At 55.1% G+C, this 12,596-nt stretch carries 10 protein-coding genes and 1 other RNA gene; 3 read left to right on the top strand and 8 right to left on the bottom strand.

What is annotated here, in order from left to right; translation table 11 throughout:
• Position 1: 1 nt before the first annotated feature.
• From prsR to AC0B60_RS08745, 5 genes are all read right to left on the bottom strand, one after another.
• Positions 2 to 1,375 carry a PEP-CTERM-box response regulator transcription factor gene (prsR, locus tag AC0B60_RS08765; RefSeq protein WP_465085370.1) on the bottom strand — a complete coding sequence of 458 codons (1,374 nt, stop codon included), beginning with the start codon at positions 1,373 to 1,375 and terminating at the stop codon, positions 2 to 4.
• A 120-nt stretch (positions 1,376 to 1,495) separates the two neighbouring features.
• Positions 1,496 to 3,634, bottom strand: coding sequence for an XrtA/PEP-CTERM system histidine kinase PrsK (gene prsK / locus AC0B60_RS08760; RefSeq protein WP_465085369.1), 2,139 nt, complete (start codon positions 3,632 to 3,634; stop codon positions 1,496 to 1,498).
• A 29-nt stretch (positions 3,635 to 3,663) separates the two neighbouring features.
• Positions 3,664 to 4,611 carry an SDR family oxidoreductase gene (locus AC0B60_RS08755; RefSeq protein WP_465085367.1) on the bottom strand — a complete coding sequence of 316 codons (948 nt, stop codon included), beginning with the start codon at positions 4,609 to 4,611 and terminating at the stop codon, positions 3,664 to 3,666.
• Entirely contained in the window at positions 4,611 to 5,426 is an 816-nt protein-coding gene (locus AC0B60_RS08750) for a lysophospholipid acyltransferase family protein (protein ID WP_465085366.1), read from the bottom strand. Before AC0B60_RS08750 ends, AC0B60_RS08755 begins: the two co-directional genes overlap by 1 nt.
• A 7-nt stretch (positions 5,427 to 5,433) precedes the next feature.
• Entirely contained in the window at positions 5,434 to 6,387 is a 954-nt protein-coding gene (locus AC0B60_RS08745; protein WP_465085365.1) for a D-hexose-6-phosphate mutarotase, read from the bottom strand.
• 94 nt (positions 6,388 to 6,481) lie between these two features.
• Here AC0B60_RS08745 and AC0B60_RS08740 point away from each other — a divergent pair, with 94 nt between their 5' ends.
• The 3 genes from AC0B60_RS08740 (at position 6,482) to AC0B60_RS08730 (ending at position 8,785) form a co-directional block, all read left to right on the top strand.
• Positions 6,482 to 7,180 (top strand): 2OG-Fe(II) oxygenase, encoded by a 699-nt coding sequence (locus AC0B60_RS08740; protein ID WP_465085364.1) that lies wholly within the window; start codon positions 6,482 to 6,484, stop codon positions 7,178 to 7,180.
• A gap of 71 nt (positions 7,181 to 7,251) precedes the next feature.
• Positions 7,252 to 7,348: signal recognition particle sRNA small type (gene ffs / locus AC0B60_RS08735), an RNA gene on the top strand.
• Between the two features lie 84 nt (positions 7,349 to 7,432).
• Positions 7,433 to 8,785: a DUF6538 domain-containing protein gene (locus AC0B60_RS08730; protein ID WP_465085363.1), complete on the top strand. Its 1,353-nt coding sequence runs from the start codon at positions 7,433 to 7,435 to the stop codon at positions 8,783 to 8,785.
• 111 nt (positions 8,786 to 8,896) lie between these two features.
• On the opposite strand, the gene AC0B60_RS08725 is transcribed toward AC0B60_RS08730, so the two are convergent.
• The 3 genes from AC0B60_RS08725 to rnhA all read right to left on the bottom strand — a co-directional run bounded on the left by AC0B60_RS08725 (position 8,897) and on the right by rnhA (position 12,104).
• The gene (locus AC0B60_RS08725; RefSeq protein ID WP_465085362.1) at positions 8,897 to 9,997 is read right to left on the bottom strand and encodes a tyrosine-type recombinase/integrase; all 1,101 of its coding nucleotides are present in this window, start codon (positions 9,995 to 9,997) and stop codon (positions 8,897 to 8,899) included.
• Between the two features lie 320 nt (positions 9,998 to 10,317).
• Positions 10,318 to 11,256, bottom strand: coding sequence for a hypothetical protein (locus AC0B60_RS08720; protein WP_465085360.1), 939 nt, complete (start codon positions 11,254 to 11,256; stop codon positions 10,318 to 10,320).
• A 344-nt stretch (positions 11,257 to 11,600) separates the two neighbouring features.
• Positions 11,601 to 12,104 carry a ribonuclease HI gene (rnhA, locus tag AC0B60_RS08715; protein ID WP_465085359.1) on the bottom strand — a complete coding sequence of 168 codons (504 nt, stop codon included), beginning with the start codon at positions 12,102 to 12,104 and terminating at the stop codon, positions 11,601 to 11,603.
• Between the last annotated feature and the right edge of the window lie 492 nt (positions 12,105 to 12,596).

Below are 12,596 nucleotides of genomic sequence, written 5' to 3'. Positions count from 1 at the left end.
CTCAGGCACTCGACGATTCAGAGGATGCCTCTATCCGGTATTTGTCAGTCAGGTTATAAAGCGTTGGCCGGGTGATGCCCAGTAGGCGTGAGGCTTGCGCCATATTGAAGCTGCATGACTGAAGTGCCTGTATAATTGCGGCACGCTCGGCGTTTTCGCGTACCTGCCGCAGGTTCAGCTGGCTTTCGGGGCCTTCCCGGTCGCAATTCAGCTCCAGGTCGCCAGCCGTCACCCGTTTGCCGTCCGCCATTATGGTGGCCCGCTTCACTTTGTTAATCATTTCCCGCACATTGCCTGGCCATGGATAGCTCTTGATGCCTTTGACGGCGTCTTCAGTAAAGGCGAGGTTGGGGCGGTCCATCTGTTTGCCAAGAGATTGCAACAACGATTGCGCGATGACCAGTGCGTCTCCTTCCCGGTCGCGCAGGGCGGGCACGTCGAGGGTGATTTCGCTGATACGATAGTAAAGATCTTCGCGGAAGGTGCCCTGGGTTATGAGCTCCTGAACGTCGCGGTGGGTTGCGCACACCACTCGGACGTCCACTGGGATGGGTTTCACGGCACCTACCCGGTCGACCATCCTTTCCTGCAAAAACCGCAGCAGCTTTGCTTGCAAGGCCATGGGCATGTCCCCGATCTCGTCCAGGAACAGAGTGCCGCCGTTGGCGTTCTCGATTTTGCCTTTTTTGCTCTGGGTGGCGCCGGTGAAAGAACCTTTTTCAAAGCCGAACAGTTCGCTTTCCAGAAGGTTTTCCGGAATCGCAGCACAGTTGATCGCTGCAAAGGGTCTCTCTGACCGATGGCTCAGGTCGTGGAGGGCACGTGCCAATAATTCTTTTCCGGTGCCGGTCTCGCCGGTGATCAGGGTTGTCACATCCGTGGGTGCGACTTTTTCCAGAGTGCGGCAAATGGACAGCATTTGAGGGCTGGCCGCAACGATGCCTTTGATGTTAGTGCCGTTACGGTGGCGGGCCAGTTCACGGTTGTCACGTTCAAGTTCCGCCAGCCTGAAGGCTCGGTTGACAACAAAAGTCAGGATGTCGGCGTCCAGGGGCTTCTGGTAAAAATCGCTTGCCCCCATTCCGATAGCCTTGACGGCATTCTCCTTATCCTCACGGCCGGTTACCACGATGATTTTGGTCATGGGGGCCAGTCGCAGGACTTCCTCCAATAACAGAAAACCTTCTGACGCTCCGCCAGGATCGGGGGGCAGGCCCAGATCCAGTGTGATCACGTCGGGTTCACTTCTGCGCAAGACTGCCAGGGCAGACTCCCGGTCAGCAGCAACAGTCACTTCCAGGTCTTCACTGAAACACCAGCGCATTTGGCTTTGCAGACCCGGATCATCTTCTACTATTAAGAGTCGTCTACTCACAACGGCTACAAATCCCTTTCTGTCTTGTGATGGTCTAGTGTTGAAAATCCCCACCCTTGATTCTTAACCGAACATTGACACTTTGCAATGATAAGCTTGGGTGGATTTGTCTTCCGCCAGTTATTTGGCGCCTCGCTGTGGCTCGGTCTGGCCATTGGTCAGCGGTTCCGGCTCGATTTTCGTCGACGTTTGTTCCCCTTCAGGCCGGACGAGAGGGAAGCGGATAGAAAAACAGGAACCCAGGCCGGGTTCGCTGGTAACGTCGATATTGCCGCCCACGTTGCGCACGTATTCCCGGGCCTGGTAGGCACCGATACCCATACCGGTCAGCCCCTTAGTGCTTTCAAAGGGTTTGAATAGCTGGGTCTGGATAAAATCATCAGTCATGCCGGCCCCTGTATCCTGAATAAACAGTACCACATTGCCACTGGCGGTTTTGAGGGTCAGGGTTATCTCGCCGGTTGGTGGGGTGGCGTCCTGAGCATTCTGTATCAGGTGGCCGAGAATGCTGCAGAGTTGATCTCGGTCAGCGTTGATGTGGATCTTTCCGGGCGTTCCAGCCACTCGGGGTGTTGGTTGACGACGGGAATAATGTTCCGCCAGGTGCGCAATAACCTCGTTGAGTTCTACAATTTCGGTTACCAAGGTCTCGTCGGCCGGTTTGCGGATGTGGTCCACCAGGTTGGACATTTTGCGAACTGCGTGGTCGGTGGTATTGATCATGTCGTCAATAAAGGCCGGGTTCTCCCGGTGCCTGGGAGCGTTCTTCACCAGTAACGAGAGTTGTGCAATCAGCGTTTTCAGGTCGTGGACCATAAAGGCCGAAGCTTTGCTGACGGCTTCGAATTGCATGGCTCGCGAGAGCCGGTTCTGTGCATCCGCCTGTGCCAGCAGGTTACAGGTTTGACGGGCGACAACCTTTATCAGATCGAAGTTTTCCCAGTTTAGCTCTACCCGGGCGTAAGGGGGGCCGATCAGGGCGATGCCATAGAGGTTGTTGCTGAGATACAGAGGAATGACGAGCCAGCCGTCGGGAATCTTCGAGATGGGGTCAGGAATTTCCAGTAGGTTGTAGGCAACCGGGTCGCGCTGGTACTCGCGAAGGTCAATAATCCACTCACGTTCACTCAAAAACCGGACCAGTTCTGAGTTAGCGTCGATGGTGGTGTATTTCGGCGTCACAAGATTTACGGCGTTTTTGAGTAGGTAGTCCCCTTGATCTTCCCTTATCCACAGCGCGCCAGCGTTGCTTTCCACCAGGCTGGTGAGGATGCGGATCACCCGTTCCGGTAGTGGCGGGTAGTCGCTGAGGTCCGCCATTTCGCGCGTCATTTTCAGCCATTCTTCCCGATAATCGTACTTGTAGTCGAAGAAGTTCTGACTGATGAATACCATCAGCCGGGATCTGACGCGCCGCGAGGTGAGTAGAGTGGTAAGAAATACCAGGGCAATGGTGAGGAAAAGTACCTGAAGGGCCTCTCCCCAATCACCGCCGAGGGTTTTTACGTAGTAGCCGCCCAGTGCGAGAAACAGGAGGTAGGCACCGGCCAGGAGTAGGGTTCCTGCATGGAATACCGCCGAGCGGGATAGCTGGAAGTCCACCGGCTGTTTGCGGGTATTGATGACGTTGACGGCAAACAGAGGCACCAGCACTGCATTCACCAGGCCCCTGGCATTCCAGAAGGAGTCTGCTACCTGACCAAATAGCAGGGCGTCGGCGTACATGAAAAAGTCGAAGGCAAACAGGGTGGCCACTGCGATGCAGACATACTTCATGCTGGAGCGGCCGAACGACAGCGAGTTACGCCAGATCTGTTCAACCAACGACAGGCCCAGCAGGGAGAGGGCGATCTGGCCAACCACTTTGGTTTTACCATCGAGGATCGTGAATCCGAAGGCGTATTCCATAACCCCGGAACCGAGCAGCAGGACGACCAGGGTAACCGTGGCGGTTGCCAGAATGCGACGCAGGCGACCAACCAGGTTAGCGGTGCGGAAGGAATCCCGCAGCAGGGCGAAAAGCACGATTATCCAGGCCGCGTCCCGCAACAGCTCAAGCGTATAACGGATGAAAAATCCGGGTGTTCCCCATAGGCTCTGGGTGATCAGCGACCCGGCCCAGATCAGGGTAACGAAAGAGGCGAGTACGAGTGAGCGGTCGATATCCCGCCGAAAGTATCGCGTGGCAATAACCAGCCCCAGCAGTCCATAGGCTATGGCTGCGGCGGAATGACTGATCAGGCTGAAATCATTCAGCATGGCTCGCGTCCTGCGTTATGCGCCATTGTTTACACCGGTTTTTTGTTTTCCCGGTAGAACCGGAATATTTCTTTTAGCGGGCGCCTGGGGCTGAATCCGAACTCCCTGGCGAACGCCCTGCCGTCGATGACTACAGGATACTTGAAAAAGTGCATCAGATACGAAGGAAAACTTCGCAGGTTAAGCGTGCGCAGTATCATCCGGGGCAACAAGGGGGGAATAGATGGCACGGGTATGCGGCTGCAGCCGCAGAGCTTCAACGCATGCTGGTAGGCCACCCAGTCTTGCGGCGCGACATTGAAAATCCCCCGTTGGGTTTTGTTGTAAGCCAGCACAATGGCATCGGCCATGTCATCAATATGAATAAACTGCATCATCGGTGAAAAGCCGGCCAGAACCGGCGCCCGCTCCATACCTAGCAAGGTGCTGATGGAATTGCGCACGCCTGGGCCGACGATGTTGCAGGGCCGCAAAATGGTGATGTTCAGGTCCGGGTAGCGCCAAAGATAGATGTTAGCCAGGTTTTCCAGTTCCACGGAGTCAATCAGATCGGCGCTCAACCCCGCGCTTTTTAGCGGTGCTTCCTCGTCAATCAGCGCCGGGTTGTAGGCCACTGCACCATAAACGTGGAAGGTGGACAGGACCACCACCCTTGTGATGTTGTATTTGTGGCTCAGGTCCAGCAGCTTCTGGGTGCCGAGCACATTGGCGTTGTAACGGCGCATTCGGGTGAGTTGGCTCGACATAATGCGGCCAAGGTGGATGACGCCGTCAAACTGGTAACGCCGGAAAAGGTCCTCGAAGGAGCGCTTGTTGAAGTCGATGCAGTAGCTGGGGATATCGTCGCCGAGATAAACCTGCTCACGGAAATCCACGGCAACGAGATTGCAGGTTTCCCGCAGGCGATTGATCACCTGTTGGGCCAGGGCCCCGGCTGCGCCCGTCACAAGAATCTGGGGTCTGCTTTTTTCAACCATCAGAACAGCCTTTTCCTTTCGCTCAGTCCGGTGTCGATCAATTCACTGATCGCCGCCTTCACCTGTTCCACCCGCTCCGTCACCTGTTCTTCGGGAATTTCCAGATCGTCAAACATCATGGGGTCGCCAAAGTTCAGGTGGACCTTGGCTGGCAAGACAAGCGGCATGGCCACCGGAGCGTAGGGAATGCCCAGCCAACGAGCCAGTGGTTTGATGTTGGCGATGGCGGGAATGGTTTCTTCGCACCCGACCACGCCTACCGGCACAATGGGTGCCTTGTATTTCATTGCCAGGTGCATGAAACCGTTGCCGAACCGCTTGAGCTGGTACCGATCCTGATACAGTTTGCCAGACCCACGAATGCCTTCGGGAAATACAATCACGGCCTCGCCGTTGGCCAGCATCTTGGCGCAATTGGTGGGGTCGCCAAGAACCGCGCCAAATTCGTTCAGCAGATTGCCCAGGTAGGGGACGGTCGGAAAAAAACGTTCGATCATCGCCCGGGGGATGCGGGGATTTTTCTCGCGGGAGGCGAGGGCGTAGGCGATCAGCAGGCCATCAACCGGCAACTGCCCACTGTGATTGGGAACGATCAGCACCGGCCCCTCTGAGGGTATTTTGTCAACACCGGTGGCTTCCACCCGAAAATATTTTTCATAGATCTGGCGGGTCAGGGAGAAGCCGTACTTCATCACTTCGTTGTTATAGCCCCAGGGATCGTACCCCAGAGAACCAATCGGCTTGCGGATGCGATTGATGTGGTTCTCCAGCTCTGCCGGGATCAACCGAGACTTCAGAATCGATGCTAGGCCCATGTGGTATCTACTCTCTTCCTATCATAACGCCAAGGGTATGACTCTGGCCTGTATTAAGCACGCGGTAATCGCCAAGGGCATTGGCACTTTCAACGCACAGCATGGACTGCCAGGCAACGTCGGGGAAATCCGACAATCGTGCCGCCTTCTCCGGCCCCGGATTCCAGACAACGGTGGAGTCACTGCCGATGGCGGTGATGCGCCGGTTCCCTGGTGGGGTTTCAACGATCAGCGAGTTACCGCTTTCATAGATGCGGTCGGTTTCACCCTCGAAGTTCACTGGCCCTTGCTGTGTGTGGTAACTCCAGTCTTTCAGGGAATCCACGTATCCGCAGTTTTCAAGGCCTCTGACCAGCGTTTTGGAAATGTCCGGGGTCGGAAGATAGGTGTGAAGTGCCTGGGTAAAGGCCAGAGGCTCCGAGCCGGAATTGGTGGTGGTTAATGCCAGTTGGCAGCCGTCGGCAGAGAAGTGGAAGGTCATCAGTAATCGGGCGCGGCCGTTCCAGGCATCGGAAAAGTCGCTGTTTGCGTCGAGAGACAGGCTGATCTCCACATCGTGCGCGGTTTCCCTTACATCCTCCAGTTTCCACACTGCCGTGCGGGCGAAACCGTGGGCGCTGGCGGTCAGTAGCCTGCGTCGAACTTCCGGGGGATTTTTCTCGGGCACCCCAAACCAGGGCCAGCATATGGGGATGCCACCACGGATGGCCACGCCGGGTTCAAAACGCGCGGTGTCGCTTATCCACAGCCAGTCAGGTTCGTTGTTGGCGGTAAAGTGGGTAAGGTGAGCGCCCTGCAGGAAAAGGCGGGCGCGGAACAAGGGGTGGTGTACCTCCATGGCTTCCAGTTGCCCGATGGTTGTCCATCGGGTGAACGACCAGTGCCCGGGTTTTAGTGTCACGTAGTGCCTCGTTACAGCTTTCTGGGTGGTCAATGGATTGTCGGTCTGAGGTGCCGCCAAAGTTACGGCATGTCCTTACACTCAGGGTAAATTAAAACTGTCCTTACGGCGAGAAACCATCATAAAATCGATCGTCCAAGTCGGAGTTTGATTAATGATTGATCCGTTTCTCGCCCTCGTCCCCGAGCCGTGTCAGGCTGGAGTCGGTTCCATGGAATCGACGCCCGGAAGCGATCAGTGGCTTGATGAGTTAGCCGATGGTCTCACGGAGCATGGCTGGATTAGCCAGGATGTGTCGGTGCAATTAACGCCGACCCTCTTACGGGGCCTTAGCAATGAAGTTCAGATACTGGACCGGACCGAGGCACTGCGTAAGGCGGGCGTAGGACGTGGCCAGGACTTGCTTCAGGACAGATCCGTAAGGCGGGACAAGATTGCGTGGCTACAGGGCGTGACGCCGGTTCAGGCCGCATTGTTCGAGTTCTTTGAGTCGGTCAGGCTTGGGTTGAATGAGCGTCTGTTCCTGGGACTGAAACGGTTTGAAGCACACTACGCCACCTACCACAACGGTGACTTCTATCGTCGCCATGTGGATAGCTTTCAGGGCAGGGCGTCGCGGGTTGTCAGTCTGGTGCTGTACCTCAACGAGGGTTGGCAGGAGTCCGACGGCGGCGCGTTACAAATTTACAATCGTGAAAACGAGAACGAGGTCTGTGGCGTCGTATTGCCACTGGAAGGGCGGGTGGCGCTGTTCATGAGCGAGGAAATTCCTCATGAGGTGTTGCCGGCCCATCGTACCCGTTACAGCATTGCTTGCTGGTTCCGTTGCGATGAAGTGCCGTTGCCATTGTAGTGCCCGAACCCTTTTGCTAATATGCGCGCCGCTTTGGAGGGATTTCGCCCCAAAGCCCGTTATGGTGGCTCCATTGGTGCCTCCGCAACGATAAACCGTGAACCCGGTCAGGCCCGGAAGGGAGCAGCCGAAGCGGTGGACTTGTGTGCCGGAGTGTCGCTGATGGAGTCACCCCCAGATTTCCTAACTATCTGGATTCGCTAGATATTTCCGCGATGTACGCCTAAGTGATACAAACAGGTGATACATCCGATGACTCATATTCCTTCCTATCTCCTCCGTTCTCGTCATTCAGTCTGGTACTTCCGGATAGCCGTTCCTCAGTCGATTCGCACACTCGTAGGTTGTCGTGAAATCAGACGTTCGCTTGGCACGCGCTCCAAACGACATGCCTTGATACAAAGCCGTGAACTACTGCGGCAGGTTCAGTCATTGTTTACCGAGGCATTTCAGGGCACTAGGCCGGACACGTCAGCCATTGGTTTCAAGCAGGAGTCATCAAAAGAGGCGTCAGACTGTCTCTATGGCGAGCCCACTGGCGCTCTCTCGGAGCGCGTACGTCGTGAGCCTGAGGCTCCGACAGGGTATGTCGGCCCAACAATCACGCAGGTGATGGACGAGTATGGCCAATATCAACGGCTGGAAGGCGTGTCTTTGAAGACCGTGGCCGACAAGGCCTCTGTCGTCGCGTTGCTGGTCCGGATAGTCAGAGACGTGCCAGTTTCCCATCTCAGCAGGAAGGACGCTCAGACGTTCCGAGAGACGGCCCTAAAGCTCCCACCGAGGGCCACCCAGCAAGCTGAGAAATCTCTGGCGAAATTGGCGGAACAGGCCGACAGAACCATCAGCGTGACCACCTTCAATCACTACGTAAAACACCTGAAGACGTTGTTTGTTTACGCTATTCAGGAGGGGTACTGCGACAAGAATCCCTTTGAGGGCCTGAAAATTCGTCAGAGGACCAAAACGAATAGCCTGCGAAGCCGGTTTGATTCGGACGATCTGCGAAGGCTCTTTTCACCAGCCACATACGAGCGTAAAGACAGCCCCAAAGCGTATCGCTATTGGCTACCGCTTCTGGGTCTGTACACCGGTGCCAGGTTGAATGAGCTGTGTCAGTTGTACGTCGACGACGTTGTCTCTATCGATGGCATTGACTGTATGCACATCCAGGCAACGAAACCGGGCCAGAAGCTGAAGAACGCGGCGTCCGAGCGTCTGATTCCCATACATCCAAAACTCAAGGAGCTGGGCTTCCTGACCTACGTCGATGGTCTCAAGAACAGAGGTCATCAGCGAGTATTCCCTGAGTTGAGTCTTCATAAGCGTCATGGGTTTGCAGCCAACCCGTCTCGCTGGTTTGCCAATTATCGCGCCAAGGTTGGCTTTGGAGACGGTGAAGAGCGTAAGGACTTTCACAGTTTCCGACATACCGTGGCGGACGAGCTCAAGCAGGCAGGTGTATCTGAAAGCCTGATAGCGGCTTTGCTGGGGCATACGTCGGGGGGAATCACTTATAATCGCTATGGCAAAGATTACGCACCGGGATTGTTATTGCCAGTCGTGGGCCAGCTGTCATTCGATGGCATTAAGACCTTGGGCTAGATGCCCAGACTACTTATTCTTGGTTTCCGTTCTCCTGATGAGCTGGGGTTGCTGCCGGAAGTCGTTTACCGATTGTGTCCAATCAGACCGGACCACGAACAGACACGGCCATCATCGGACATCCGCAGCCACTAACTCCGCCAACTGGTCAAGATCGTCAGAGGCTAAGTGGGTGTACCGTTGAGTGGTCTTGATGTCGGCGTGACCAAGCCATTCCTGGACATGCCTTGTGCTGGCTCCCATGCGAGTCAGTCTGGTTGCAGAGGTGTGACGGAGAGCGTGAAAGACAAACTCAACGTCCTTCTCGAGGTGCATGGCTTTTCTGAGCTTCCGCCATAACGCTTTTATCCGTTCTTTATCTAGGTCGTAAAACAGGCGCGAACGTTTGGCTGTCTTCGAGGACTCGATAAGTTCTTCGACAAGTTCCAGTACAGGCCCTCTGACAGGGATGTATCTTGATTTCCCGTTCTTGGTCGTATTCGAGCCTTGTGAACGATGTATGTAGAGCCGTGAGAAGTCTCTCTGGAAGTCGCCCACTTCGAGCGCAAGTAGCTCGCCCTGACGAATGCCTGTCCATAGAGCTAGCTGTATCGCCTGGGCCATTTGTGACGAGCCCTTGTTCTCGAAGGAAGCGAGAATGGTCGCCATCTTTCTCTGCTCTTCAGGTGTAATCTCCCGGCTGCGGCCCTTGCTCCGGTTTCTCTGACGATGTTGGCTCCAGTCAATCTTCTCCACGCCTGGAACTTCCCAATGATGGATGGCGAACTTCCATAGCTGCCCAAGAAGCGCCAGTCTGTGGTTTATCGTAGAAGCGCTTTCTCCCTTTCTCAGACATATATCGACGAAATTGCTGACATCTCTCGGACGAACCTCGCTGAGGACCGTTTTGCCTCCAAAGCGGGCGACAGTCTTGCCTCCCACATGAGTGTAATAGCCGTGCAGCGACTGTCTGTTTCTCCATTTCGTCTCCATAGCCAATCCGTAGGCTTCGCCCAAGGTGAATCTACTGGTGAAGCTGGGGTGAACTGACTCATCGTTTGTTGAGAAATCGAGCTCTTCTTTAGCTATTCCCTGTCGGAGTTGTGACATGACTTGGTCATGAATCAACTTCGCCTGAACCGCATTGACGCCTTTGAGGATTTTTCTAAATCTTGGGTGTCTCCTGAGTTGAATGTCTATTCGATATCCGTTTGGATGTTTAGCCACTGACATACCATGACTTCTCCTGATTGGTGTGAATAGATAGTTGACCAGCCAAACCACTGAGGGCTTGCCGCCTAAGTCTCAGTGGTGCAGCAACATAGCCTTCATGGACACGGCGTTGCGGTGGTCCCCCAAGCTAATGACGAGTAAGAACGATTATGCCTGTGCTCTGAGCCCTTGGGGCACAGGGGGTCTCACGATCCTATTAATGACATAGGTGGTCCCTAGGTATCCCGCATCAGTGTCCCGCCTCATAGGCATTACCTAGGCATGGTGGTCATCATCAATATAGACCACCACCCCTAAGTATTACCCTTGAACCAGTAGCCTCAGGCCTCTGATACCACAGGATAATGACCGCCCATGACCTTCCTGTACTCGTCAACCATCAACGCACGTAACAGGTCCCGGTCGTTCTCCTCGACCACAAAGGAATCATGTATGCCGAGGCAGGGCTTACCCGTTGCTGTCAGCTTCTCCATGATGTTCACGGCTATGGAGCTTTCGAGATAGTGGAGTTTCTCCCAGAGAGGATCCTCCATTGTTTGCCGGATGAGGGGATGGGACTCCCATACCGCCTCCAATAGCTCGGGCCCCGTTGGCAGGTCATCCGTTTCTGGCTCGTCCCGAAGCAGTTTACGGAGGGCTCCCAAGGTCTGCGGTTCGGACCTACAGTTCATGACCCGAATCGTGGCCTCCTTCATCAAAGGCCGGGGAATGCTCGGATGTTCATAGCAGTCCAAGGGAGGTGTCTTTCCATTGAGGTGATATAACATCCTTGCCTGGTGGGACTTGTAGTCAAGTTCAACGCCTCCTTTGCCATTAATCCGCAACAGTCCACGATCCTTCTTGCTTAACCGCTGCAGCGGGCAAGACAGACGTCCACCACTTTGGAAGTCTTCCCTGAAATTGCGTGTGAGCTCCAACTCTGAAGAGTGGACTCGGGCGTGGCCCTCACCAATCGGGATCTCAAAGCAATGATTCCTGATGACTTCGTTGATGCTGTCGATCTGCTTCCGCAAACCTTCAGTGTGCTCATTGTCTACGTAGTCAATCAGAACCTTGTCCCGGTCCTTCAGGTGAATGGGCTCATAACGAGTGTCCAGGTGGTCGGGGCCGAGAGCCTCGTAGTGGTCGCGGAACCATTCCTGGAGTTGGGCGGTTTGTTTGTAAGCGGCGGTCAGTCCCTGAAAATGTTCCTTGCCTTTGCAGCCGCCGGCAACCTTGACCAGAAAGCCCTGGCTTTGGAGCCACCGGAGAACGGTCACCCATGGAGTGAAGCCAATTCGATTCGGTCTGTATCGGCTGGGACACTGAAACGCACTTCGGGAAGAGGGCAAGCATGCGGCAACCCCTCCACCTTCCGTAGAGTGATAGTAGTTCTGGAATTCCCAGAAAAACGGAAGGAGGATGGCAGCCAACGATTGCGTATACTTTTCGGCATGCCTTCTACCTCTGGTCAAAGGCGCGGCTAACTCGTCCACTGGTCTTCCAAACAGGCCCCGCCGCTCCCTAGATGGGTTGATAGTAATGGTTGGTAAAGGAGTACCGTCCCCGTCGAGTAACTTCCAGTTATGTTGGGGGCGGTAGTAAACCACGGGCTGAATGTCGGTCATTTTTGCAGAGCCTCCTCGTTGTGTGTTGTTTTATTGGCCCGCTGTATTGCTTCTGATTTAGCAGCTCGGTCTGCAGCCTCATTGCCAATGTGCCCGGAATGGCCCCTTATCCATTCCCACCGGACGTACCGAGCCTGATTCAGTGAATCCAGCTGTAGCCAGAGGTCCAGGTTCTTTACTGGCTTCCTGCTGGCGGTCTTCCAGCCCCGTCGCTTCCACCTGTGAAGCCATTCTGTGATTCCTTTTTGCACGTACTCGCTGTCGGTCAGAATCAATAACGGCTGTTCAGTCGGTTGCGCCTCTAGAGCACGGATGACGGCCTCTAGCTCCATCCGCTGATTCGTGGTGTGCTGGGCACCGCCCGAGGTAACGCTAAGGACTCCCAGCTCGTCAGTGGTCATTACGACAAAGCCCCAGCCACCGGGGCCCGGGTTACCAATACAGGCTCCATCTGTTGCAATAACTACTGGTATTTCGAGGTTTTCATGTTCCGTGGTCATAGTGTTTCCTTGGTTGACCACCACCCCGACGAGCCGCCGTATGAGGCTTCCTAACGGCCACACAGAGGCGCATCAGCCAAAGATGGCCAATGGGTCGGGGTAGGTGGGATAGAATTTATTGCGGGCGCGTGTTGGCCCTTCGCTGCGTTACTGCGGGACTATTCGGAGGCTTCGGACGAGCTCCGGGGCCGGATTGGATGGAGCGGGCATTCGGTTACACCACACGCGCTCACCTGTTGCCGCCAATTGCCGGGCACCGATGGGTCATAAACGCAATCAACACACATGGCATTCACTCGTCTGCGCATTCCGGGGCGTGATATTTGTTGATGAATGATTTCGTGCCTGGTTCTGCGTCCATAAGGGTTATTCATGGTTGTCACTCCTTTGGTTGCGCTTCTTTCTTCTGCTGGCGCAATGCCGACAGAAACTCAATAGCTCCTGAGGGTCAGTGGTTGGGATCCCTTGGGCCGTCATAAGACCCAAGGCGCG

It is taken from the genome of Marinobacter sp. V34 (assembly GCF_055524115.1).
Note: the sequence above shows the minus strand (reverse complement) of the source record. Positions and strands in the feature narration are given on the sequence as shown.

Bases quoted from the DNA above. Each gene is read 5' to 3' on its own strand.
- prsK (WP_465085369.1), bottom strand. From the start codon at position 3,634: ATGCTGAATGATTTCAGCCTGATCAGTCATTCCGCCGCAGCCATAGCC.
- AC0B60_RS08755 (WP_465085367.1), bottom strand. From the start codon at position 4,611: ATGGTTGAAAAAAGCAGACCCCAGATTCTTGTGACGGGCGCAGCCGGG.
- AC0B60_RS08750 (WP_465085366.1), bottom strand. From the start codon at position 5,426: ATGGGCCTAGCATCGATTCTGAAGTCTCGGTTGATCCCGGCAGAGCTG.
- AC0B60_RS08740 (WP_465085364.1), top strand. From the start codon at position 6,482: ATGATTGATCCGTTTCTCGCCCTCGTCCCCGAGCCGTGTCAGGCTGGA.
- AC0B60_RS08730 (WP_465085363.1), top strand. From the start codon at position 7,433: ATGACTCATATTCCTTCCTATCTCCTCCGTTCTCGTCATTCAGTCTGG.
- AC0B60_RS08725 (WP_465085362.1), bottom strand. From the start codon at position 9,997: ATGTCAGTGGCTAAACATCCAAACGGATATCGAATAGACATTCAACTC.
- rnhA (WP_465085359.1), bottom strand. From the start codon at position 12,104: ATGACCACGGAACATGAAAACCTCGAAATACCAGTAGTTATTGCAACA.